The 24268-nt window shown below is 65.0% G+C and carries 23 protein-coding genes; 13 read left to right on the top strand and 10 right to left on the bottom strand.

Annotated features, from left to right (window positions below; genetic code table 11):
* Window positions 1-238: 238 nt before the first annotated feature.
* The 4 genes from ACWEKS_RS41565 (at window position 239) to ACWEKS_RS41550 (ending at window position 4867) form a co-directional block, all read left to right on the top strand.
* Window positions 239-721 (top strand): hypothetical protein, encoded by a 483-nt coding sequence (locus tag ACWEKS_RS41565; protein WP_452345212.1) that lies wholly within the window; start codon window positions 239-241, stop codon window positions 719-721.
* A 440-nt stretch (window positions 722-1161) separates the two neighbouring features.
* Window positions 1162-2121: a tyrosine-type recombinase/integrase gene (locus tag ACWEKS_RS41560; RefSeq protein WP_452345211.1), complete on the top strand. Its 960-nt coding sequence runs from the start codon at window positions 1162-1164 to the stop codon at window positions 2119-2121.
* 1277 nt (window positions 2122-3398) lie between these two features.
* Window positions 3399-3593, top strand: a complete 195-nt coding sequence (locus ACWEKS_RS41555; protein WP_452345210.1) for a hypothetical protein — start codon at window positions 3399-3401, stop codon at window positions 3591-3593.
* Window positions 3594-4027: 434 nt separating this feature from the next.
* A complete protein-coding gene (locus ACWEKS_RS41550; RefSeq protein WP_452345209.1) occupies window positions 4028-4867 on the top strand; it encodes a sulfurtransferase in 840 nt (279 codons plus the stop codon).
* A gap of 67 nt (window positions 4868-4934) precedes the next feature.
* Here ACWEKS_RS41550 and ACWEKS_RS41545 read toward each other — a convergent pair whose 3' ends face one another.
* Window positions 4935-5582: a helix-turn-helix domain-containing protein gene (locus ACWEKS_RS41545; protein WP_452345208.1), complete on the bottom strand. Its 648-nt coding sequence runs from the start codon at window positions 5580-5582 to the stop codon at window positions 4935-4937.
* Window positions 5583-5722: 140 nt separating this feature from the next.
* Between ACWEKS_RS41545 and ACWEKS_RS41540 the strand changes: the two genes are divergently transcribed.
* Entirely contained in the window at window positions 5723-6376 is a 654-nt protein-coding gene (locus ACWEKS_RS41540) for a TetR/AcrR family transcriptional regulator (protein WP_452345207.1), read from the top strand.
* On the top strand, window positions 6376-7218 hold the full coding sequence (locus ACWEKS_RS41535) for an LLM class flavin-dependent oxidoreductase (RefSeq protein WP_452345206.1): 843 nt from the start codon (window positions 6376-6378) through the stop codon (window positions 7216-7218). Before ACWEKS_RS41540 ends, ACWEKS_RS41535 begins: the two co-directional genes overlap by 1 nt.
* A gap of 25 nt (window positions 7219-7243) precedes the next feature.
* On the opposite strand, the gene ACWEKS_RS41530 is transcribed toward ACWEKS_RS41535, so the two are convergent.
* The 4 genes from ACWEKS_RS41530 to ACWEKS_RS41515 are packed head-to-tail and all read right to left on the bottom strand — an operon-like array spanning window position 7244 to window position 12518.
* Window positions 7244-8887, bottom strand: coding sequence for a dipeptide ABC transporter ATP-binding protein (locus tag ACWEKS_RS41530; protein ID WP_452345205.1), 1644 nt, complete (start codon window positions 8885-8887; stop codon window positions 7244-7246).
* Complete coding sequence (locus ACWEKS_RS41525; protein ID WP_452345204.1) at window positions 8884-9792, bottom strand: ABC transporter permease; 909 nt, start codon at window positions 9790-9792, stop codon at window positions 8884-8886. Before ACWEKS_RS41525 ends, ACWEKS_RS41530 begins: the two co-directional genes overlap by 4 nt.
* Entirely contained in the window at window positions 9789-10742 is a 954-nt protein-coding gene (locus tag ACWEKS_RS41520) for an ABC transporter permease (RefSeq protein ID WP_452345203.1), read from the bottom strand. The genes ACWEKS_RS41525 and ACWEKS_RS41520 overlap by 4 nt, the downstream gene beginning before the upstream one ends.
* A 6-nt stretch (window positions 10743-10748) precedes the next feature.
* Entirely contained in the window at window positions 10749-12518 is a 1770-nt protein-coding gene (locus tag ACWEKS_RS41515) for an ABC transporter substrate-binding protein (protein WP_452345202.1), read from the bottom strand.
* A 204-nt stretch (window positions 12519-12722) separates the two neighbouring features.
* Between ACWEKS_RS41515 and ACWEKS_RS41510 the strand changes: the two genes are divergently transcribed.
* The 7 genes from ACWEKS_RS41510 (at window position 12723) to ACWEKS_RS41480 (ending at window position 19075) form a co-directional block, all read left to right on the top strand.
* A complete protein-coding gene (locus tag ACWEKS_RS41510) occupies window positions 12723-13208 on the top strand; it encodes a nuclear transport factor 2 family protein (RefSeq protein WP_452345201.1) in 486 nt (161 codons plus the stop codon).
* A gap of 585 nt (window positions 13209-13793) precedes the next feature.
* Window positions 13794-14285: a nuclear transport factor 2 family protein gene (locus ACWEKS_RS41505; protein WP_452345200.1), complete on the top strand. Its 492-nt coding sequence runs from the start codon at window positions 13794-13796 to the stop codon at window positions 14283-14285.
* Between the two features lie 31 nt (window positions 14286-14316).
* Window positions 14317-14742 carry a hypothetical protein gene (locus ACWEKS_RS41500; RefSeq protein WP_452345199.1) on the top strand — a complete coding sequence of 142 codons (426 nt, stop codon included), beginning with the start codon at window positions 14317-14319 and terminating at the stop codon, window positions 14740-14742.
* Between the two features lie 10 nt (window positions 14743-14752).
* A complete protein-coding gene (locus ACWEKS_RS41495; protein ID WP_452345198.1) occupies window positions 14753-15640 on the top strand; it encodes a TIGR03621 family F420-dependent LLM class oxidoreductase in 888 nt (295 codons plus the stop codon).
* A 46-nt stretch (window positions 15641-15686) separates the two neighbouring features.
* A complete protein-coding gene (locus ACWEKS_RS41490) occupies window positions 15687-16979 on the top strand; it encodes a Rieske 2Fe-2S domain-containing protein (protein ID WP_452345197.1) in 1293 nt (430 codons plus the stop codon).
* A 372-nt stretch (window positions 16980-17351) separates the two neighbouring features.
* Window positions 17352-17942 carry a flavin reductase family protein gene (locus ACWEKS_RS41485; RefSeq protein ID WP_452345196.1) on the top strand — a complete coding sequence of 197 codons (591 nt, stop codon included), beginning with the start codon at window positions 17352-17354 and terminating at the stop codon, window positions 17940-17942.
* 428 nt (window positions 17943-18370) lie between these two features.
* On the top strand, window positions 18371-19075 hold the full coding sequence (locus tag ACWEKS_RS41480) for a hypothetical protein (protein ID WP_452345235.1): 705 nt from the start codon (window positions 18371-18373) through the stop codon (window positions 19073-19075).
* Between the two features lie 175 nt (window positions 19076-19250).
* On the opposite strand, the gene fabD is transcribed toward ACWEKS_RS41480, so the two are convergent.
* Genes fabD through ACWEKS_RS41455 form a run of 5 tightly spaced genes read right to left on the bottom strand, consistent with a single transcriptional unit; the run spans window position 19251 to window position 24255 of the window.
* Window positions 19251-20180, bottom strand: coding sequence for an ACP S-malonyltransferase (gene fabD / locus ACWEKS_RS41475; RefSeq protein WP_452345195.1), 930 nt, complete (start codon window positions 20178-20180; stop codon window positions 19251-19253).
* A gap of 2 nt (window positions 20181-20182) precedes the next feature.
* Window positions 20183-21451 carry an MFS transporter gene (locus ACWEKS_RS41470; protein ID WP_452345194.1) on the bottom strand — a complete coding sequence of 423 codons (1269 nt, stop codon included), beginning with the start codon at window positions 21449-21451 and terminating at the stop codon, window positions 20183-20185.
* Window positions 21444-22484 carry an LLM class flavin-dependent oxidoreductase gene (locus tag ACWEKS_RS41465; RefSeq protein ID WP_452345193.1) on the bottom strand — a complete coding sequence of 347 codons (1041 nt, stop codon included), beginning with the start codon at window positions 22482-22484 and terminating at the stop codon, window positions 21444-21446. Before ACWEKS_RS41465 ends, ACWEKS_RS41470 begins: the two co-directional genes overlap by 8 nt.
* 17 nt (window positions 22485-22501) lie before the next feature.
* On the bottom strand, window positions 22502-22723 hold the full coding sequence (locus ACWEKS_RS41460; RefSeq protein ID WP_452345192.1) for an acyl-CoA carboxylase subunit epsilon: 222 nt from the start codon (window positions 22721-22723) through the stop codon (window positions 22502-22504).
* Window positions 22720-24255: an acyl-CoA carboxylase subunit beta gene (locus tag ACWEKS_RS41455; protein ID WP_452345234.1), complete on the bottom strand. Its 1536-nt coding sequence runs from the start codon at window positions 24253-24255 to the stop codon at window positions 22720-22722. Before ACWEKS_RS41455 ends, ACWEKS_RS41460 begins: the two co-directional genes overlap by 4 nt.
* Between the last annotated feature and the right edge of the window lie 13 nt (window positions 24256-24268).

The raw sequence follows: 24268 nt of genomic DNA, 5'->3' as shown, positions 1-24268 counted from the left end.
ACGTTTCACGCTCAACTTTTAACGCATGCCGGTTGACGTTCAATGTTTGAGGTTTCACGAATAGCGTTCGATATTTAATCTAAGACGTATCGCTTTTCACGATTCACGGTTAACTCTTCATGCTTTCGGGATTTCATTTAACGTTTGACGAAATTTTGATGTTTAACGCAGTGGAATGAATGCAACTGCCCCCGGTATCGACTCACGAATTTCCCACTCAGCTGGTTGTGTGGAAGTTATGAGAAATAACGGGTTTACCCACAGCAATTCCGATAATAGTTTTCATTTCGGCGAATGCCGTGAAATTCCGCCCTGCCGGATTCACCGCCTCGCGCATCGCGTCGGCGCTCTCGCCCAGGAGTACGTCCGCCAAGGGGTGCGTGCCGCCCGCACGGCCGCCGAGGAGGTCGCCGACTTTGTCGCCCACCCCTCGGTTGACAAGCTCATCGAGCACCTCGAGCGCCCCGCGGTCGGCAAGCTGATCGGCCTGTTCGAGCTCGTCAGCCTCGTCGCCCACCTCGCCGGTCTGCACGAGGTGTCCTACGTGCTGGACTTCCTGGCCTTGGTTCTGCGCATCGCGCGCAGCCGCCGAGCCCGCACGGCCGGGCATGCGATCATCCACCGGGCCATTCGTTCGGTCCGCTACGTCTGCATCCGCACCATGCATGCGCTGCGCACCGGCTGGCGCCGTCTCTCGGCCGCGGCCCGCCGCCGCTGGTAACCGCCGCCCGACGGCGGGCCGAATCCCTACGCCCCCAAGGTCATTCGACCTTGGGGGCTTTTTTGTGCCCGCAGCTGGCGCCGCCGTCGTGGCCCTCCTCGTTCAGCCCGAACGTGCCGTCGCCGATCGTCGGCCGATGGACCCGGCGTGCATTGCCGACCGTGCGGGGGCGCGTGCTGTTCGAGGTACGGCAGCGGGGGCCGTCGCGGAATCGGCCGCAGTGCGGTCCGGCTGTATGGCCCGCAGCCGGATCCGGGGTACCTCTACCCCTCCCCCGATGCGTTGGGGGCCGCAGGAGGGGCACACAGACGGGTTGGTGAATAACGCCCGTTATCCACCAACTCCCGTAAGATCGGCATCGGCGACGTCGACCGATGCGGCGGCCGCCGGACAACTCGATTCCCCGTTATCCACCAACCTCGCCGAAGGAGATGGCCGCAGTGGTTGTTTCGGTCCTCCGCGACACCCGCGAAGTCCTCACCGACGCACTCGGCGACAGCCACCCTCTCGTGACGCACATCGACAACTTCCTCACCGATCTGCGCAACGCGGGCCGCTCCCGCAACACCATCAAGGCATACCGCGGCGACCTGATCATGTTCGCCCGCCACCACCACGACGACATCGAGACATTGACCGTCGTGCCGGTGCGTGCCTTCCTGTCCGAGAACATCGACAACTCCGCCGCCACCCGCTCACGGCGACGCTCCGCAGTGAAAGCCTTCTGTGCGTGGGCAGTCCGCCAAGAACTGCTCGACGCCAACCCGGTCGACAAGACCGAATCAGTGGCCGTGCCCAAGGGCCTGCCCCGCCCGGCGCCCTACGAGCAGATCCACAAACTGCTGAACACCATCTGTCCACGTCGCCCCCGCAAAGACGTGCCGATCGACGTCATGCGTGATCGGGTGCTGTTCGAACTCGCCTACGTCTGCGGCACACGCGCCGCCGAGGTGTGCGGCGCTTACGTCGAAGACCTCGATCTACGCGTCGACAACGAGCACATCACCCTGCACGGCAAAGGCAACAAGACCCGCGTCGTACTGCTCGACGACCGCGGATTCGTTGCCCTGCTGCGGCTTTACCTCGCCCGCACCGGCTACACCAACGGCCCGCTGTTCCGGCCGTCCATCAACGGCGGAGGCGGCCCCATCTCGTACAACGCCGTGCTGAATCGGTGGATCAAATACCGCACCGCCGCCGGCGTCGACATCGAAATCCACCAGCTGCGCCACGCGCACGCCATGGAACTCCTGGACTCCGGAGTCTCGCTCGAAGTCATCCGCCGCCGACTCGGACACGCCAAAACCGAAACCACCCAGATCTACGCCCAAGCGCGAGATGAACTGGCAGACAACGAAATCCGCGCGGCCCGCCGACGACGTGACGCTGCACGTCGCTAGGGTCGCGGATGATCCACTCACATCTCGGGCAGACTGATAATCCGTGGCCCTTGCAGAGGACTTCGATGGCGTAGAGATCATGCCTGCCCATCGGTACAGCGAAATGAATAGGCAGTGGTACTGGGGGTGGGTGGCGGTCGACCGAGCTGACGATCTCGCGATCGGCATCATAACGACGTATCGCATTGCCTATTACACGATCGACAGCACGCCGGTCCCGCCACATATGCCGGGGTTGTCATGATTGTCCACGCCCGTCGACACCGAGGGTCTCGGTGTCCACCTGCTGGTCTCTGCGCGGGACGCGCTTGCCGCACTCCATCCACCGGTCACGCTCTACCGCAGCGGCGTCGGCACGCCGCAAGTTCGACAGGCATGTCTCGACGCGAGGCTCGATCTCGACCCGATGAAAGCAGCGCACATCGCGAAGGAACTAAAAGAGGCAAGCCGGTCCCTCACCAGCCTTACACGCAAGCCGATGCCCTCGATCTTGGACGCAGACACCTCGAAGCCGCGGCCCAGATGCTCGGCGTGGCACCCATTCCGCCGAAGTAGGTAGGGCCAGAACGCTTACAGACTGGAAACGAGTTCGTCGGCGCGAGCGAGCCGCCCCGGGGCGATCTCGAAAAACGGGGTCGCCGACTGGTGAGATCGCCCATTCAACTGTCGTGGGTTGTCGTTGGCTTCCAGCCCTCGGGCGATCGGAATCGGGGTGCGGTGACGTAGCGGCTCCAGGTGATGCGGCCTCGGCAGCGAGTTTCGTGGTGGTGACGGGGTGATAGCCGAAGGCGTCGGCGACGACCGGTGCGGGCATCTGCTGGACGTGCTGGCGCATGGCCAATGTACGGCCCGGAACATTCGGGACGCCAAGGGCTTTCATCAATCCGCCCAGCGTCTCCGGGTGCATCGGCTGCCCCGCCCGTCGGCCGGGGAACAGCCAGCGGGAATCACGGTTGGTGGCGGTGTTCATGTTGGTGCGGTTGTCGATCCAGGCGAGCAGGATGTCGGCGGCCGGTTCCGGGACCGGGACGGAGGTTCGCCGGGTCGCAGTGGTAGACCCCGGGAATCGGCTAGAACGTAGCCTGTCGTTGACCTTGAAGGCCTACTATGGCCCAGGTCGGCCTCCTCTGTGGTGGCGCAGACCCCTCGGCATTGCCCTGGGCCTTCGTGCCATTCCTCGCGCGCGGTCGACCTCGGCGTACACCGCCGCCGCGAGCCTGAGAATCCAGCCCGCCCCGGTGAGACCGGGCGTCGGGCCAGGGATTCGGAGGTGCGCCATGACAGCAACCCCACGCGAACCACGCGGTGACAGGCCCGCTCGGCACCCGGAAAAGCGGCATACGACCACACCCACCATCACCAGCGGTTCCGATGACGATGTGCCCGTGGTGCGCTGGCCGGATCCGAGTCGGCTCGAATCGTGGTGGCACGCCGTCATGCACCCCGCCGCCGAGCCACCCACCCCCACATGACCAGAACCGGCTCGATCGGCATACACCGGTAGTTCCCGGTGTGGTCCGTGACCCGCATGATGGGCGCCAGGGCGCCGATGGCGTGGTGCGCGCCGTGCTTGAGGTAGACGTAGTCGTCGTGATTGTGTCGGAGCCGATACGCGGTGATAGCAAGTTGTCACTGATAGCTGGCGCAACCTGGCTACAAATCATCTTGAGCAAAATTATCCAATTGACCTGGAGGGTTGCCTAAACTGAACCTACGAGTTCATTGCGAGTCCGGGTAAGGGCACATCCTCGGATGATCTGTTTTCAAGCGGCAAACCCGATGGACTCAAACACGTTCCGCATGTTGACAGCCTTTTCGAAGGTTCACTGACAGTTCTCTTCCGGACCGTGCCCACACACCGAAAAGGATCATCTGGATGTCTTCTTCCGTTCCTGCGCTCGTTAGCGTGGACTGGCTGGCCGAACACCTCGACGACCCGGACTTGCTCGTTCTGGACGCGACGATGTGGCTTCGGCAGGGCGACGACGGTTCTGTCTATTACGACAGCGGTCGGGACAGTTGGGCTGGCGGGCACATTCCGAACGCTGGGTTCGCAGACCTCATCGACGAACTGTCCGCGCCGGGCTCGCAGTTCCTGTACACGGTGCCGGATGTCGAACGATTCACCGCGGGCATATCCCGGCTGGGAGTAGGGACGGGCACTCATGTCGTTGCCTATGACGCCGAATCGGGGATGTGGGCCACTCGCCTGTGGTGGCTGCTGCGGTTGTTCGGCGTCGATACCGTCAGCGTGCTCGACGGTGGCCTGACCGCATGGAATTCCGCCGGTCTGGGGTTGTCGACCGACACGACACCTCGGCCCAGCGCGAGTTTCACGGCTGTCTTCCGACCTGAATGGCTGGCCACGACTGCGCAGGTGCATCAGCTGCTGGGGAACCACGAGGCGAATCTGGTCAGTGCTCTGCCGGAGTTCATCTTCCGGGGGGACGGCCCGCAGATCGCGGCCCGAAGGGGCCATATACCGGGAAGCGCCAGCGTGCCGGCTCTGGATCTGATCGATCCGGTCACGAATCGTTTTCGATCGATCCCGCAGTTGCAGACTCGGTTCGAGGAAGCCGGTGTCATATCCGATCGACCTACGGTGGCCTATTGCGGAGGCGGTATCGCGGCCACTCTGAATGCGTTCGCGCTGACCCTGCTCGGCTATCGAAACATCGCCGTCTACGATGGCTCACTCGCCGAATGGGCGGCTGCGGTACCTGAACTGCCTGTCGAACTCGGCTGAACAGCAACACTATTCGCTGATCCTCGTCGTGTCGGACCGCGCGTACCGGGCGTCGGGCACGGTGCCATCAATCAGTCCGCTTCTGCGGCGGTCGACCAGTCGATTTCTTGCCGTTGCCGTGATAGGTGCCCGTTGGTCCGAGCCGGAGTTCACGGATCAGATCAGCGCCGTGAAATATTCGGACGATGCCGTTTCTCTCCACTGCGTGCACAGTTTCGTCGACAAGTTGCGCACCGACCTGGATCCTGCGCCGACGATAGTTGATCGCGCCGCGAGTACCCACTCGCAACGCGCGCACGGGCGTCGCATGGTCCAGGCCGACGAGTCGGTGGAGCTGTACCGGCGCAGAGCCTTCGGGATTCACGCCGACCAGACCGTGACGGCGCATGATCGCATGCACCGTCGAGGCCGCGGGAACATGCTCCGCACCGCAGCGTCGCAACTCCTCGCGGATCCGGCGCGCCCCCCACCGCGGTCGCTCCCGGCGAATTCGCACCACGAATGCCTCGATATCGGATGGGGACCGGCCGGGAGAAGTCTTGGGGCGCCGCGAGTTCGGTCTCAGGCCGGCGTTGCCCTGCTCTCGATAGCGCGCCAGATAGACATAGAAGCTCTTGCGCGACACCTGATATCGACGGCACACCTCGGTGACAGTCAGCTGATGTCGCTGTGGCGCCTGCAGGATCTCCAACCATTGCTCGGACGAAAAACTCATCTCACAGATCTCTCCCGGACAGCAGCAGATCTTGAACCAGCAAGTTCACTTTAGTGATCCAGCTGGAGAAGCTCAAGCTGGTTCATGCATATGAACCAGCTCGTTAAAGTCGTATGAGGTTGATCCGGTACACTGCTGGTGTGACAGCAGCGACGACGCCCCCGGGGCGAACGGCCTTGCGGGGGCGGATCGACAAACGGCAGGCGATTCTGGAGGCGGCTTTCCTGGTGTTCGCGCGCCAGGGTTACGCGATGGCAGGCGTCGCGGAGATCGCCGAGCGGGCTGGGGTCGCCAAGCCGACCATCTACAACCATCTCAACGACAAGGAAACGCTGTTCCGGCACGCGCTGACCGCTGTCGCCGATGCTGTGCTGGCCGAGAATCTGGCAGTGGTGGAACGATTGCGCAGTCCAGGGCCGGATCTGCGCGTGACACTGAACGACGTCGCCTATCGGCTGATCCGAGTCTGCTGCACCGATCGATCACGCTCGCTGCGCTGGCTGACCTATGCTCAGGTCGCCCAATTTCCCGACCTCATCGACATCGTTGTCAACCGCACGTCGACCCAACTGGCCGACGCGCTGGCCGATCGGATTGCGCGCCTGTCGCTCTCGGGCCGTCTGCGCAGCTGCGATCCGGCCGTCGCCGCGGAGCAATTTCTGGCACTGATCATCGGCCCGATGGAGGGCCGCTCGCTGCTGGGCACCCGCAAGGTCGCCACCAGCGAGATGCGCACTGTCGCCGCCGCCGCGGTCGATACCTTCCTGTGCGCCTATGAGGCACCCGAGAACTAATGGGCCTCAAACCTTTTCGATTCGGAGTAATCGCCACATCCGCCTCCGACGTTGGGCAGTGGAGCGCGATGGCGCGACAGGCCGAGAGCGCCGGTTTTTCAGCGCTGGTGGTACCCGAGCTCCCCGCGCCGGTGCCCTCACCGCTGGCAGCTCTCGCCTTCGCCGCAGCGGCGACTACCACACTGGAGGTCGGAACCTGGGTGCTGGCCAACGACTTTCGCAATCCTGTGCTCCTGGCACGTGAGGCCGCGACGCTGGACCTGCTCACCGGCGGGCGTTTCCGGCTCGGACTCGGCGCCGGTCAGACCGCAAACGGCTACGCCGAGCTAGGAATTACCGCAGAATCCGGCGCAGTACGGATCCAGCGGCTCACCGAATCGGTGCGTATCCTCAACGCGTTGTTCCGTGGTGAGCAGATCCGAACCAGCGGTGGGCACTACCGAAGCGACGGTGCACAGTTGCTGCCCACGCCGGCACGCAAGATACCGCTGCTGATCGCCGCGGGCAGGCGCCGCGCCACCGAACTCGCCGCAACCGAAGCCGACACCGTCGCCTTCAGCACCTTCTCGCGAGAGCACCTCATCCGCCAGATCGAATGGCTCGAAACCGCTGCTGGACAGCGGTTCCCGGATATCGAGTTGGCACTGCGGTTCAGCACGACCTCCAGCACTGTAGGCCCGCCCATGCCAGAGGGAGCGCCCACACTACTCAGCGATACACCGGGCGAGGCCGCCGACCAGCTCCAGGTGCTCCGGGAGAAGTTCGGTATTACTTATGTCGTGCTGGACGAGGACGCCGCACGCCGGCTCGCGCCGACCGTGCGGCAATTGGCCGGTACCTGATCGCCACGGGCACCGACCTCCAGCATCAAGTGTTCACCTCGTCGAGCAAACGGGAACCGGGAATCGCCTCCAGTAGCTGCCGGGTGTAGGCGTGCGCCGGTTGACCGAACAACCGCTCTGTCTCTGCGATCTCGACGATGCGTCCCTGCCGCATCACCGCGACACGGTGCGCGACCTGACGGACGACAGCCAGATCGTGTGAGATGAACAGGTACGCCACACCGGTGTCTTGCTGCAGCTCCGCGAACAGATCCAGAATCTGCGCCTGCACTGACACATCCAGCGCCGAGACAGGCTCGTCGCACACCACCAGCTCCGGCTCGAGCGCCAGCGCCCGCGCGATCGCGACCCGCTGGCGTTGCCCGCCCGACAGCTCCGCGGGCCGCCGCCGCAGCACAGCGGCGGGCAGGGCGACTCGATCGAGCAGCTCACGCGCACGCGCCGCCCGCGAACGCCGGTCACCGATGCCGAAGACACGCAACGGTTCAGTGATCACCTCGTCAATGGTGAACCGGGGATCCAAAGACTCGTAGGGGTTCTGGTAGATCAACTGTGCCCGTCGGCGCAGTGCGCGCAGCCGCTCGCCACGACTGGCCGTCACATCGTCTCCGTCGAAGACGATGCGCCCAGAGGTCGGCCGCGCCAGGCGCAGCACCAGCTTGGCGGTGGTGGACTTACCCGAACCCGACTCTCCGACCAGCGCTAGCGTTTCGCCGCGATGCAGTGCGAAACTGACGCCGTCTACCGCCCGCCTCACGCGGGCCGAGGCGGGGACTGCCCGTGGCAGCGCGAACTGCTTGACCAGATCCTCCACGACCACCAGCGGCTGCGTCGACACCGCATGCTTGAGCAGCTGCGGGCGTGTGGTGGTCAAACTCGGCGCGCAGCGCAGTAGTTGCTGTGTGTAGGCATGGGCGGGGGCAGTGAGAATCTCTCGCGCCCGCCCGGTCTCCACGACCCGGCCGCTGGTCATGACCGCCACCCGCTGAGCACGCTCGGCAGCGACGGCCAGATCGTGGGTGACCAGCAGCACCGCGGTGCCGTACTGCTCTGTCAGGTGCTGGATGTGATCAAGAATGAGCCGCTGAACCGTCACATCCAAAGCGCTGGTCGGTTCATCAGCGATGATGAGTTTCGGCCGGGCGGCGACCGCGATGGCGATGAGCGCGCGCTGGCGCAATCCACCTGACAGCTCGTGAGGGTACTGCCGCGCCCGCGTCGCTGCCTTGGGCATCCCCGCGCGTTCGAGCACCTCGAGCACCTGGGCGTGCGCGGAGCGTCGTGTGGCCAGACCATGCACGATCAACGCCTCGGCGACCTGAGTCCCGATGCGCTGCACCGGATTCAGCGACACACCCGGATCCTGTGGGATCAGCCCGATCTGAGCGCCACGCACCGTGCGCAACTGTTTGTCGCTCAGATCGACCAGGTCCAGACCGCCGAATCGGACGACGCTGCCGGACTCGATGCGTGCGGTCGGCGCGAGTAGACCGGTGATGGCGTGCGCGGTGGTGCTCTTCCCCGAGCCCGATTCGCCTACCAGAGCGACGATCTCACCCGGCGCGATATCGAGATCGACCGACCGCACCGCATGCGCCAGACCGGCCCGGGTGCGATAGGTGACCGACAATCCGCGCACCTCCAACACGTTTCCACTCATCGCTGTCATACCCACTCCCTGTCCAGGGCTCGGGCGATCCGATTGGTCGCCAGGACCACCACCGCCACCGCCAATCCGCTGAAAGTCGATGTCCACCAGGCGTTGGCGAGATAGTCGCGGCCCTGGGAGATCAGCGCACCCCACTCCGGCGTCGGTGGTGCCGCGCCGTAGCCGAGGAAGCTCAGCGCCGACACCGCCAGCACCGCGGTGCCCAGATCCAGCGCCGCCAACACCACCACCGGACCGATCGAGTTCGGCAGCAGATGTCGACCGAGCACCGTGTGCCAGCGCGCGCCGCTCGACCATGCCGCCTCGATGAAGACCGCCTGGCGCAGGCGCAATACCTCTGCGCGCATGACCCGCGCGAAACCCGCCACGCTGGCCACCCCGACCGCGATCGCGACCTTCACCGTGCCATAGCCCAGCGCCGTGACCAGGGCCATCGACAAGAACACCGTGGGAATCGACAACAGCACATCCGCGCATCGCATCAGCACGTCATCCACCCACCCGCCCGCGAACCCCGCGACCAGGCCTATCACACCACCGGCGAAGAAGGCGACCGCCACCGCGATCACCGCCGCCTGCAACGAGCGGCCGGTGCCGTACACCACGCGGGTGAACACGTCACGGCCGAGTTCGTCGGTCCCGAACCAGTGTTGGGCGCTCGGCGGCAGGAAGATCTGCGAAGGCACTCCGAGCAGCGGATCTCGGCCGGTGAACAGCGCCGGCCACAACGCGGCCAGCAGTACCAGCACGAGAAAGGCCCCCGACAGCGCCAGCCCCGGACGCCGCAGCAGCCATCGCAGGCACCGGCCGCTGCGGCGTCCGGGTCCAGGCGCTATGAGACTCTCGGGTTCAGTGCCGAGTTCGCTTCTGCCGGACGCCAGCTCGGTCAATACAATGTCGGTCACCCGAGTCCCCTTCGCCCGGCCACGACGATCCGCGGATCGAGCAGCGGAAATATCAGATCGACAGCCAGATTGGCCATCGCGAACACGAATGCGCCGAACACCACGACACCCTGCACCAGCGGGATATCCTGCACACTGACCGCACTGGCCATGACCCGCCCCAATCCGTTGCGGGAGAACACTGTCTCGATGACCACGGCGCCGGCCAGCAGTTGACCGATCAGCAGCCCGAGCAAGGTGAGCGCCGGCAGCGACGCGTTACGCAGGGCATGACGCACGTGTACGCGCACGCGCCCCGCGCCCTTGGCGCGCGCGGTCTGCACGAACGGTGCGTCCAGTGTGGCCAGCAGGCTTCTGGCCAGTAGTTGCGCGATCACCGCGCCGGTCGGGATCGCCAGCGTGACCGCTGGAAGCACCAGCGCGTCGACTCCGGTGTCGCCGAACGCGGGGAAGACTCGAGCCCTGAACGACAACAGTTGCACCAGCATCAGGCCGAGCCAGAAGGTCGGGATCGAAATCGCCAGCGGCGGCAGTGCAAGTAGTAGCTGGCGCAGCCAGCCGCGGGTGGTGTAGGTAGCCGAGAAGGCCAGCCCTGCGCCGAACAGCACGGCGAGCACCACCGCCGCGGCTGTCAACTCCAGCGTCGGTGGCAGCGCCGCGCCGATCATGGCGGTCACCGGCCGTCCAGTTGCCACCGAATCGCCGAAGTCCCCGCGCAGCGCCTTGCCCAGGTCATCGAGATACTGCACGGGGAGGGCCTTGTCGAACCCGTATTGCGCCCGCAGCGCGGCCAACTGTGCGGGGTCGGTCGGTGCGGCGTTCAGTCCACCGCCCGCCATCGCCGACACCGGATCACCCGGCAGGTATTCCAGTAGCAGAAACGACACCGTGTATGCTGCCCACAACACGCCGACAGCCCCCGCGATGCGTCGAAATACATACCATCGCATAGGTTTTCAGCTCCGCCACGTATCATGCAGCACGGGCAGGCTCGTCGCGTTGAACGTCAGCCCGTGGGTATGCCCGGACAGTGCGAGCGAGGTCTCCAACTCCACGATCGGTATCCCGTTCGCATTGCGCACGATCAGCTGCTGTGCCTGCTCGACGAGCGTCTGTCGCTTCCCCGCATCGACCGCGGCGGCCTGATCGGTGAGCAGGCTGTCGAGCGGGCTCGGCGTGAGCCGATAGGCGTTGACCAACGGTGTGGCGAACAGCGTGCGCAGGCAGTCCGGATCGGCTCGGCTCAGGTCGCCACCCCACAGCGCATCGAAATCGCCCGACTGTACCAGTTGCGGAAACTGGGCGACCTGTAGCTGTTTCAACTGAAGATCGACGCCGATCGCCTTGAGTTGCTGCTGGACCAGTTCCAGCGCTGGGCGGGTGTTCTCGTAGTTGTTGAACCAGACCGCGGTCAAACTCAGTCGGCCACCGTCCTTCTGCCGGATGCCGTCGCTGCCGGCCTTCCAACCCGCAGTGTCCAGCAGCGACTTCGCCTTCCCCGCGTCGAGCGCCAGATCAGCGGACAGGTCGACATAGCCGGGCGTGGTCTTCGACAGGATGCCCGAAGCCGCGACAGTGCCGGAGGGGAAGACCGCCTGCACGACCTGCGACCGATCGATGGCTACCTGAATGGCCCTGCGCACCAGCGGATCCCGCAGGTTGGGGCGGGAGTTGTTCAATCCCATGCCGAACACCGCGCCCGGGTGAGACCGGGTCAGCAACTGCACCCCGGAGCCCTTCAGAGCCGTCTCGTCGGCACGCCCCAGTCCGGACACCACATCGACCTGACCGGATCGCACGCTGCCCGCCCGGACCCCCGACTCCGGGATCACTGTAAAGACGATGCTGTCCAGATAGGCCTCGCCGGGCTTGGCCCACAGCGGGGAGCCCCAGCCGTAGCCCGCGCGCTTGGTGAGCGTGATCGACTGGTTGGGAACGTATTTCGAGACTACGAACGGACCCGAGCCGGTCACCCCGTCGCTGCAGCGCTGTTGCGGCGTCTTCGCGGCACTGGACTCGGACACCAGTCCGAGCGCCGCCGTGGAAGTCGCCTGCAGGAACTGAACATTGGGCTGGGCGAAGGTGATCCGTGCGGTGAGCGGGTCGACAACCTCGGTGCCGACATATCCGCTGAGGTAGCCCTTGGCGAGGATGGCCAGTGCACCCAGCTTCGGGATTGCGTCGAAGTTGTCCTTCACCACATTCGCGTCGACTGGGCTGCCATCACTGAACGTCACTCCCGAGCGCAGGTGGAAGGTGAAAGCTGTCGCGTCTGGGCTGACCTCCCAACTCTGCGCGAGCCATGGCACGGGTTTGCCAGTCGTCGGATCCTGGTCAGTCAGCGAATCGACGCTCTCGCGCAGCGAATAGAGCGTGTCGCTGCTACCAACCTGCTGAGGATCGATGCAGCCCGCGTCCGAGGCGACCGCGAAGGTCAGTGTGCCACCGGGTTTCGGCGGACCGGCGTTCCCTGTGCCGACCTGCTCGCCGCTACCCGAACCGCAGGCACCGGCGAACAGGGTTGCCGCGACGCCCAGCGCCAGGGCACACCGGGCCGACTTCCAACGAATTGCACTACTCACTGGGGTTTCCTTGTCTTCGGCAAGAATCGCCCGGGTACCACGCGGGCAGTCCAGGCCGTGGCCATTGTGCGATATTTGAATCCGCTGGCCGCTCACGGAACGGTGGCATGTCTGAATTGTCAGGTCAACGATTCGAATCAGCACGCTCGAAACACTATTCACGCCCACGCTGCTCGAAGGAACACGCTTTCTGGTCGACAATGCTGTGCCGACCGTCGATACTTTGTAGGAGTCGGACACGCCGTGCCATTCCGTGGATCGAAATATGCGCGCGGGATGCTCGATGTACTGATGATGTAGTGAAATCGCACCACAATGCCGGGCGCGCCCCGGCGGGAGAGGATCGACGTGACAGCAGCACCCGAGGACCTGATCGCGACCATCGAAGCAGAGCGAGCGATCTTCCAGACGTTCTATCGCTTCTTCCGGATCGCCGATACGGGTGAGTGTGAGCGCTTCAATGAATGCTTCACGCCGGAGGCGGTGATCGAGTACCGCATCATGCCGGGCCCAGCCGTCCGGTTCGATGGGCGCGACGAGTTCACCTCCCACATGACCCGAGTGCCCAAGGAGTTGCGCAGCCCGGTGGCCCACGTCATCGGCCAGGCCACAATCGACTGGAGTGGTGAACGTCCGCTGCTCACCGCCTATGCGACGGTGTGGCACTGGTCCTCCACCCGCGCCTACGCCGACTACGATCGGCCGGCCGACTGGATCGTCATCGGCCTGGTTCAGGACCAATTCGAGAAGTACGACGGCGAGTGGCTGATCTCCCACCGCGACGTGCGCCCGGTTGCCGGACGAACCGCTGCCGGTGGCCTCGGCCCGCGCTGACCATTCGCGGCAAACCTGTCCGCGCGGACACCATCGGTGGGCTGGACTCTTTCGCGAGTCCAGCCCATTGCTGTTACCGGACTCGGCTGCGGATAAGCAGTTCTAATTGTTCGGCGACATCGGTGACACTATGGACCGGCGACATCGGTGACATTTCGATGCATCCAGGTGGACGAACAATTAATTATCCACGGGCTATGCGATGCTCGATGATCACCGTAGAACGGTCTCGATGCACCGGACTTTGTCACGGATGTCTCGCGCACGATGACTCCATTTTTCGCCGTTCGGGTCGCGGAGTGTCCGCGCCGCCGAGCTTATTTTCGCTCCCGCGCGCTACATGTGCGCTGGCGTCAGCGAATCTCTGGGGGCGGTCCCTGAGAACCTACGGGTGCACCGTAGATTTTTCCCGACGATCTTGTTGGCGCTGAATCAGCCGTGTCATCGTTTTCGAGCGGGTACGCACACCACGCCGTGCACAGCAATGCGCCGCGATATCCCGCAGTTCCCGATCGAACACTTGTACGCCGACGGTCACGGGCACCCTGCTGCGGGGCGGCGAACGGAACGAAAGGTAGCGCTGCTATGTCGGACGATCTGGAGCTCGGTGAGCAGATCAAGCGACTCTCCGAGCGCCTCGAAACGCTGGAGAACGTGCGCGCGCTGAACACCCTGCGCCATAGCCTGCCCCGCTACATCAACGACGGACGATGGGATCGGGTCGGCGAATTGTTCAGCGAGACAGCGTGTCTCGATTACGGTGAGCTCGGTCGCGCCGAGGGCCGCGAAGCGATCCAGCAGTACTTCATCGGCCTGCCGCAGCTGATCGAGGACAGCAGCGCGGCCTCACAGGTGCTGGTCAAACAGTTCGTGCACGCACACGACGTGGAGATCCTGGGCGACCGGGCGACCGGGGTGGCCTTCTTCGAGGAGAAGGTCGTGTTCGACACCGAAAGCTCGGCGGTCGCAGGCAAATTCATCGACAGCTATGTCCGCGAGGGCGACCGCTGGCTGTTCTCGCGTATCGAGCTCGACCCGTACTGGGTCATTCCCTACTCGCGCGGCTGGCAGCGGTGACCGGCACGTTTGACGCACAGAAAGGCTCGCCATGCTTCAGAAGAACACGACCAAGCGCATCGGCTACTGGCTGCTCCTTCTACACCAGCGTTTCGACGCGGCCACCGGGGAGCTGCTGCGCGAGGAGAAACTCAGCCGGCGGCACTGGCAGGTCTTGCACGCCCTGCAGATCGGGCTGAACACCGTCGTAGAGATCGACGAGGCCTTCTCCCCGTTCCTGGTGGCCGATGGCGCGCAGTCCTACGGTCCAATCGTCGAGGAGTTCACCGGACGAGGCTGGGTCCAGACGTCCGGCACGACTGTGACGCTCACCGCCGACGGGCTCGCGGCGCACGAGCGCGCCGAGGCGCTGGTGAACGCACACGCCTCCGAGTCGCTGCGCGGCATCACCGAACCCGAATTCCTCGCTGCGAACGCCGTATTGGCCAAGATCGCCGACAATCTCGGCGCCGAGTGAAGGGAGTGCCATGACCTCCATCCACGACCGTCCGTTCCGATTCGGCGTGGCCGTATTCACCCCGTCCAGCCGAGCGGAGTGGGTGGCGAAGGTCAGGCGAGCCGAGGAACTCGGATTCGACATCGTCTCGGTCTCCGACCACCTGGGCATGCCCGCGCCGGTACCGACACTGCTGCTCGCCGCCGAGGCGACCGAGCGGATCCGCATCGGCACGCTCGTGTTCAACACAGTGTTCTACAACCCGACCGTGCTGGCCCGTGATATCGCCACGGTCGACCGCTACTCCGGAGGGCGAGTCGAACTCGGGCTCGGCGCCGGCTACGACCGAGCCCAATTCGACGCCGCCGGACTGCCGTGGATCGGTGCCGGCGAACGCGTAGCACAGTTGGAGCGCACTGTGGCGGAGTTCCGCAAACCCCGCGCCGAACTCGACACCTACGCCCGGTTCGAACAACCGCAGGGACCACCGATCCTCATCGCCGGCCGCGGGGAACGCGTGCTGCGACTGGCTGCGCAGCACGCCGACATCATCGCCTTCACCGGCACAGGCCCGGTCCGTGACGGAGCCGGGCTGAAACTCGGCGGGCTCGCCGAAGTCACCGATCGAATCGAGCTGACCCGTCGGCTGCTGGGCCCACGGATCGACGAGGTGGAGTTCAACATGGCCATCCATCGCGTGCTGCCATCGGGGACAACTGGCGGCGTGACCGACGTGTGGCAGAACTCTCTCGACTTCGACGCCGCCGAACTCGCCGAATTGCCCGCCCTGTTGATCGGCACCACCCAGGAGTGCACGGAGACGCTGCGGCACCGCCGAAAGACGCTCGGCCTGTCGTACTACACCGTGCTCGAACCCGAGATGGAGGCGTTCGCCCCGATCATCGAAGCCCTCCGATGAACGGGCCGTAGCCACGGACCGCTTTCCTACTACCGAGGAGACCGACGTGACCGAACAAGCGAACACGGACACCGGCACCGGGTACGGCCGCAAACCCCCGTCCTATGACGCGCGGCTGACCGAGGTCGGCCCGGGTACGCCCATGGGTGAGGCCCTACGGCGGTACTGGCACCCCATCGCCACATCCGCCACATTGACCCCCGACCTACCCCACCGCACCCGGGTGCTCGGCGAAGACCTAATCGTTTTCCGCGACGGCCAAGGCAATCCCGGTGTGGTCTTCGAACGGTGCTCGCACCGCGGTGCAAGCTTGTTCTACGGCCGCATCGAGGACGACGGCATCCGCTGCGGCTATCACGGCTGGAAGTTCGATGTCCGAGGCCGGTGCCTGGAGCAGGCCTGCGAACCCGATCGCGGACGACGCCGCGACGCCGCCCGCCAGCCGTGGTATCCGGTCCAGGAACAGTACGGCCTGGTATTCGTCTACATGGGGCCACTCGAGCGCAAACCTGTTCTGCCGCAGTACGACTGCCTCGAGGACCTGGCCGACGGGGAACAGTACTTCGCCGAATGGCCTATCCCCGGCATGAACGTGACCGGTCCGGTGCAGGACTTCAACTGGCTGCTGATCTACGAGAACACCATCGACCCGGTGCACATCAACTGGCTGCACTCGCAGCACAGCGGCTATCAATTCCTGGGAACCGGGACCACCGGATTCCCCGAGGACTTCTTCGACCCCTACACCCTGCCGGGTCGGGTCAGCCACGACCGGACCGAATACGGAACCAAATACACTGTCCGCTTCCTCGACAAAGAGGACAACGGTGTTCGGCCCGAACGGGTGTGGGGCGCCGAACTGCATCTGCCTAACGCCACCGTGCTCCCCGACTGGGTGCAGTTGATCCCGGATACGAAGGCCGACATGGTGATCTGGGCCGTGCCCGCCGACGACACTCACTTTCGGGCCTTCTTCTCTATTCGCACCGCCGATCCCGGGCGGGTGCAGCGATTCGTCCTCGGGATCACCCAGAACGGCAAGGATGCTTGGGAATTGAGCGAGGAGGAACGCCAGCGCTTCCCCGGCGACAACGAGGTGATGACCTCCCAGGGGCCGATCGCGCTGCACTCCGAGGAGACCCTGGCGACCACCGACCGCGGCGTGGTGCTGCTGCGCAAACTGCTGCGCACCATGATCGACGATGTCGAGGCCGGCCGCGACCCGCAGGGCGTGAGCCTGGTCCCGGTACACCCGCGCCACACCCAAGCCGGCCTGTTCACTCTGGTCTCCAGCACGTCGGAGTCGGCCTCGGCAGCAGCACCCGCGGTCGGCGACTGAGAAATGCCGACCAGGACCTGGCTGGAGGCCGTGGTGGCCGCCAGCTTCCGTGCGACACCAGAGATCGCAGTGCTCGAGCTGGCTCCTGCAGCAGGAGAACGGTTTCCGGCGTACACCGCCGGGGCACACATCGATGTGCTGATCAGGCACGGGCTTATCCGCCAATATTCGCTGTGCGGACCACACGAGAGCGCGCGGTACCGCCTGGCCGTGTTGCGCGAACCCGCCTCGCGTGGTGGATCGCGAACGATTCACGCGCTCAAGGCGGGGGATCGACTACGAATCTCAGCCCCCCGCAACAGTTTTCCCCTCACAACTGCCCGACATCACGTGCTGTTCGCCGGTGGAATCGGTATCACCCCGTTACTGGCGATGGCACGCCAACTCGACCGTGACGGCGGCGACTACACGCTGCACTACTGTGTCCGCAACCAGGCCCGAGCCGCATTCGCCGAGGAGTTGGCCGGAAACCCCCGCGTCGCCCTGCATTTCGACGATGGGGACCCGGGCCAGCAGTTGGACCTCGCCCGCGATCTGGGCGAGCCACGCCCGCACACCGCGATCTACGTCTGCGGCCCCGGCGGGTTCACCGACTTCGTCCTGGACAAGGCCCGAGCGCGCGGCTGGCCGCCGCACACACTGCACACCGAACGGTTCAACACCGACCCCGCCCCACCCGCCTCGTCCGGGAAGCAACCGGGCGGGTTCACCGTGCGCGTGGCCTCGAGCGGAGCCGAGTACTTCGTCCCAGAGGATCGCAGCGTGCTCGACGTGTTGCTGGACAACGGCATCGACGCGCCCTACTCCTGCCAGCAAGGCATTTGCGGAGAGTGTGCCGTACGGGCATTACATGGGATCCTCGATCACCGCGACAACGTGCTCACCGACAGCGAACATGCCGAGGGCCTGTTCACCACCTGCTCGTCCCGAGTCCTCTCGCCCCTGCTCGAGTTGGATCTGTGATCGGTCCGCATGTTCGAATTCCCAATTGAGAAGTCCAAGTTCAGGCACCCACGTCGACATGAAAGAAGATTCCGCTCCGACACGCGGCCAACAATCAGATAGCAGGCCGATAGATCACCAATCAAGTCGGTCTATATCGGCATGCCTGAGCACAGAAGTGGCACAACAGTCAAATAAATATTGTCATATATTTCACCACCGTAATGTAGAGACTTGAACATGCAAGTTGCCAGATCAGGGCACGGTTTCACTAGTGATTGGCGACTGCATGCCCCCATAGCGGCCGCGCCGACGGATGGGCACGCGACAGTGGATCGTTTTTGTCGATTTGGTCCGATTTCAATCTCGATGAGAAATATCATCCCCCTATTCGACTCGATCACAGATTCTCATTTGGGTCACCTGACGACAGATGGATAGGGATTAACATGAAGTCGAAACAGATTCTCGTCACCGCTGTCTGCGCCGCAGCGGTGCTTGCGGCCGACACCGGTACCGGTCACAGCGCGCCGGCACACGAGGACGGCACCGTCGGATACTCAGTCACCGTCACCGACACCGCGCTGCAGATTCAGACCGACGCCGGGTCACTTCACGACGATAACGGGAAGTTCACCATCGAAGCTCCCGATCACACGGTGCTGGCAGGCGCCGAACTGTCGTTCAGGGTCGACGATTTCGTCTTCCCGATCGCGGCCCGGATCCACGACCTCTCGGCGACACTGACGCCGCAGTTCGACCTCGCCCACGCGGTGTACCAGCCGGTCGCGCTGCCCTATGAGGACCAGGCACCCTGGAAGAACAGCTACGACCGCGAGCAGGCTGCGTGGAACCGCCTGACCAGCACCCTCGCGGTTGGTGCCACACTCGCCACCATTGTTGGCGGTGTGGGCGGTGGCGCGGTCGGCTGCGTACTCGGCGGAATCGCCGGCGCCGGAGTAGCCGCGGCTACCATCGCGGGACTGTTCGGACCGTTCGTCCCCGCAGCCGCCATTGGATGCCTCGGTGGAATCGCCGCGATCGGCGCGATCGGCACCTTCGCCGGACTCTTGCTGATCGCCGCACCGATAGCGATCCTGGCCGGGGTGCAATACTTCACCACGATCAACTCGCCCCTGACACCTGCGAAGTAGACCGACCCGCACATCCGAGGCCCCGGACCTTCGCCGGTCCGGGGCCTTCGCCATTGTGATGCCTGCTGCGAAACAACGAATCTGCCGGAGCCCGCGACACCGTCCGGTTCGCACAATCAGCGCGGCCGAAATAGATCAGCGCCGGTGGTGACCCACCGGCGCTGTGTGATGACGTCTAAGGAGCCGATATCGCCGAGGATGCGACCTCGGGGGCGATGCGGCGGGAGAATCCGGTCAGCGCCTGGCCGGGGCCCAACTCGACCAGTTCGTCGTAGCCGTCGGACACGGCTCGCCGGATGGTTTCGACCCATCGCACAGGAGCCAGTAGCTGGCGTTGCATGACGGTGCGGATGTCGGCGGGGTCGTCGATGTAGTCAGCCGTCACGGCGCTCAACATCGGAATCGTCGGCGGACGAAGGTCGTAACGGTCGAGTTCAGCGGCGAATTCCTCGGCGATATCGGCCATCAGCGGGGAGTGGAAAGCACCGGAGACCTTGAGCCGCACAACCTTTACCGCGCCAGCGGCACGGGCTGCCTCCTCGATGTCGGCAACAGCGACACGATGTCCGGAGACCACCGTCTGCGTGGGCTGGTTGTAGTTGGCCACGATCACCACACCCGACCTGACCGCCGCGCACAGGTGATCGATCTGCTCGGCCGATACACCGATGATCGCGCTCATCGCCCCGTCGTATCGATGCGACACCTCGGACATGAGCTCACCGCGACGGCGCACCAACCGCAACGCGGACTCCTCGTCCAATACGTCAGAGACTGCCAGAGCGGTGAACTCACCGAGGCTATGGCCGGCCACCGCCGCCGGGGTCAGGCCCTGCTCACGGCGCACAGCCGCCAACGCAAGGCTGGTGGTAACGATGGCGGGCTGAGCAACATCGGTAGCGCGCAGTTCCTCAGCAGTGCCGTCGATGCACATCTTCCGTAACGGTATTCCGAGGATCTCCTCGGCCCGCTGGAACACGTTCCCGGCGACCGGGTGATCGGTGATCCAGGCCGCCATGCCCGGTCGCTGCGATCCCTGTCCAGGAAACAGGGCCAGCGTTCGCGAACCGCTAGGTTGTGTGCCAGAAACGCTGGTAGGGGCCATGATCAGAACCTCCGAGTCTGTGAGGTGGACACCACCGACGCGGGGAATGCCGCCGCAGGCGGTGACCCGCTCGCTGCGTCGCCGCGCGGCGACCGCAGCTCCACCCCGGCCACGATGACGGCGAGCAGTCCCGCACCGGCGATCACCGCCGCCGCAGGCCGGTAGGTGTCGAAACAGGCGGCCAGCGCGGCGGTGACCGGCAGCAATACCGCGGCCCCGATCTGGACACCGGTCTGATAGAACGGCGCTGCCACCGGGCGCATCTCCGCAGAAACAGTCGCGGTCGACTGCATGTTCAACGCCGCGAACGACAGCACGAACCCGGCTTCGACCAGAATCAGCACGGGCAACACGTCCCCGGAGTAGTGGTGGATCTGAGGGCGGGCCAGGAACAACAGCTGGCCGGCGAACGTCACGACTGCTCCGGCAAGGATGAGACGCGCGGTACCGAACCGGGCCACCCACCGCCCTGCGAACAGAACCGATAGTGCCAGTGGCACACTCGCTGGCAGCAGCCCGAGCGCAGTCAGCCACGGCGACCAGCCGAGCACGTCACACACTCGTACGGCAAGCAATATCAGCATCGCGATGTAGCCCCCATTCAGCGCCGCTGCACCGAGTGCGGAACGCACCAGAGATCGGTTGCGCAGCAACGAGATCGACGGGCGCGACAGACCGGTGACTGCGGCTTCCGGGATCACCCGCCAGGCGATCACCAGTAACGCCAGCGCGGTCGGTGCGGGAAGCAGGAAGATCAGATGCCAGTTCACTGCGGCGAGAACACCCGAAAGCAGCAGTCCCACAGTGAATCCAGCCGCGCCGAACACCGCATACACCGATATCGCGCGTCGTGACTGAGCGCCAGCGGGGAACTCTGCGGCGATTACCGCGAGCCCTGCGGGCGCTGTCAGCGCGGCCGCCGCACCCTTCACCACACGGATCACGACAAGCACGGAGATACTGGTGCTGAACCCACCGACCACCGATGCCACCGCGAACAACGCCATGGCCGCGAGATACACACGGCGGCGACCGAACCTCGCGACCAGGCCCGGCCCGGCCAGCAGCAACGCCGCGAAACCGATTGCGAAACCGCTCAGCAGCCACTGGGCTTCCCACACCGATCGATGCAGCCCTGCGGCCACCGAGGGCAAGGCAGGCACCAGGATAGAACCCTCGATCGCGTCGAGAATCATATTGCCCGACAACACGATCAGCAGAACCCAGCGGCGGCGGCCCCACGGCGGCGCCCCCGGACCCAGCTCAGCCATGACAGCCGCCCGCTGTCTGCGACCACTGTTTGTCCAGCAACGGCGGCAACTGTTCACTCACCAGCTCGATGTGGCGCAGCACCAGGTCATCGGGCATACCAGCGATGCTGGCCCAGAAGATCAGATGACGCAGCGGCAGCCCAGCGGCGCGCTGGTAGATCCGGGCTGCGGCCTGATCGGGAGTGAGTATTTCGAGCAGGCCCCACGACCCGTCCTCTGGTCGTTGACGCATTTGGTCGAGTTCCAGCGGTGGCGGCGCTGGTGCGTCGGTACCTTCCACCGAAAGCCTTCGGTAGCTGTTGATCTGATGAGCCAGATGCGGGGCCACCCGCTGCCATACGGCCTCGGGGTCGTCTGCCAGGAGGATCGGCAGCAGATCCGATACCCGCGCACTGTGCGGATCGTGGCCACCCTCGATCAGGCCCTCGCGGTAATGCTGGAACAGGGTGTGGGAGATGTGCAGATAGCCGATGCCCAGTCGACCGGCCAGCCGCGCGCCGCGCGGACCATAGAACCCGCCCCACAGCGGTACCGGGTTCTGGATCGGGGCCGGGGTGATTCCTCCTGTCGCCCACAGTTGCTGGACTTCGGCGATGGTGCCGCCGGTGCGGGCGAAACGCTCGCCGATGTCGGCGTCGAAGAGCCGGTACTCGGGTACGCGGTAGCCCGCGCCGAGGCCCAGTTCCAGTCGCCCGCCGCTGATCAGGTCGACCAGGGCCGCTTCCTCGGCGAGCTGGGCCGGTTTGCGAAGCGCGGGAAGCACGACTGCGGTGCCGATCCGCACCCGCTTGGTCCGCGCGGCGGCCGCCGCGGCGAAGGTCAGCGGCTGCGGAAGGTAGCCATCGTCGAACAGATGGTGCTCGGTGAACCAGATCCCGCCCGCGCCACGTCGGTCGGCCTCCTCACAGAACTCGATGGAGTGAGCGTAGTGGTCGGCCCACGGTCGCTCCCACTGTGGCGGATTGCGCAGGTCGAACAGCAGCCCGACATCCCGAGCAGGCGCGTCGGGGGAAGAAGAATCCGGAGAAGACATGCGAAGGCTCCCTTCGATCAGTGAATGGCGCTGGACCAGCCGCGGGGATCGGTGAAGACCGTCCGGCGTTCGAGGCGATGCCAGCGGGCGGCGGTGGGGCCGGGCGTGGAGGTGACGGCCGCGCCGAGGCGGCGGGCGTGGAGTACGACCGCGAGAACGGCGAGTTCCTCCGGGTCGGCGACGCCCTTCTCGACGCGCAGGAACGGTTCGGGCGCCACCGGTTCCATGGCGGCGGTCATTGCGGCGGGTTCCCGTGTTTGCGGCGCGGCAGGTCGGAATCCTTGCCCGCCAGCATCGCGAACGCGCGGATCAGGATGTTGCGGGTGTCACGGGGGTCGATCACATCGTCGATGAGTCCACGCTCGGCCGCGTAATAGGGGTGCACGAGCTCCTCGCGGTACTCGGCGATCTTGCGGTCGCGAGTGGCCTCACCATCGGTGGCCGCGGCGATCTCACGCCGGAACACCACGTCCGCTGCCGCCTCAGCGCCCATGACAGCGATCTCGTTGGTCGGCCACGCCAGAGCGAGATCGGTGCCGATCGACAGCGAGTCCATCACGATGTAGGCGCCGCCGTAAGATTTGCGCAGCGTCAAAGAGATTCGCGGCACCGTGGCGTTGCAGTAGGCGTACAGCAGCTTGGCGCCGCGCCTGATGATGCCTGCGTGTTCCTGATCGACGCCCGGCAGGAAACCTGGCACGTCGACCAGCGTCAGCAGCGCGATATTGAACGCGTCGCAGAATTGTACGAAGCGGGCACCCTTCTCACTGGCGTCGATATCGAGAACCCCAGCCAGGCTCATGGGCTGACTGGCCACCACGCCGACCACCTGACCGTCGAGCCGGGTCAGCGCACAGACCAGATTCGTCGCCCAACCGGCCTGCACCTCGAAATACTCTCCGTCGTCGACGATTTCGGTCAACACGTCACGAATGTCGTAGGCGCGGTTGCCATCCAGCGGCACCAGATCGACGAGCCCGGGAGTCTGCCGGTCGGCCGCGTCGGTGGTGAAGGCCACCGGCGGCAGTTCCCGATTGTTGGCCGGCAGCATCGACAACAGCGCCCGCACATCCGACAGGCAAGATGCTTCGTCGTCGTAGACAAAGTGTGCCACCCCCGATACCGACGCGTGCACATCGGCGCCGCCGAGCTGGTCGTGGGTGACCTGCTCACCGGTCACGGTGCGCACCACATCGGGGCCAGTGATGAACATCTGCGCGATATCACGCACAACGAAGATGAAATCGGTCAGTGCTGGCGAATACGCGGCACCGCCCGCGCATGGCCCGAGCATCACGCTGATCTGCGGGATGACACCGGAGGCCCGTGTGTTGCGGCGGAAGATCCCGCCGTAGCCGGCCAGCGCCGATACTCCCTCCTGGATGCGTGCGCCTGCACCGTCGTTCAACGAGACCAGCGGCGCGCCGGCACTGACGGCCATATCCATGATCTTGTGGATCTTCTGTGCGTGCGCCTCACCGAGCGCGCCACCGAAGATGCGAAAATCACTGGCGTAGACGAAGATCGTGCGCGCGTCGACGGTCCCCCACCCGGTGATCACTCCATCGGTGTGGGGCCTGCGTGCCTCCAGCCCGAAGCCAGTGGCGCGATGCCTGCGCAGTGGTTCCACTTCTACGAAAGAGCCGGGATCTAGGTTCTGTCTCGAAGTGAGTGATGGGGCGGCACCGCGCAGCGGTGTCGCCCCATCAGCATGTTCGACCGAAGTTGTTGCCCGCGTTGGCATATAGGCGAGGTCTCCGGTAGTTCGGATTAGCGACCAAGCA

The sequence above is a fragment of the Nocardia sp. NPDC004711 genome, from assembly GCF_053601595.1.
The sequence above is the reverse complement of the archived record's forward strand: the minus strand, read 5'-3'. Positions and strand labels throughout refer to the sequence as shown.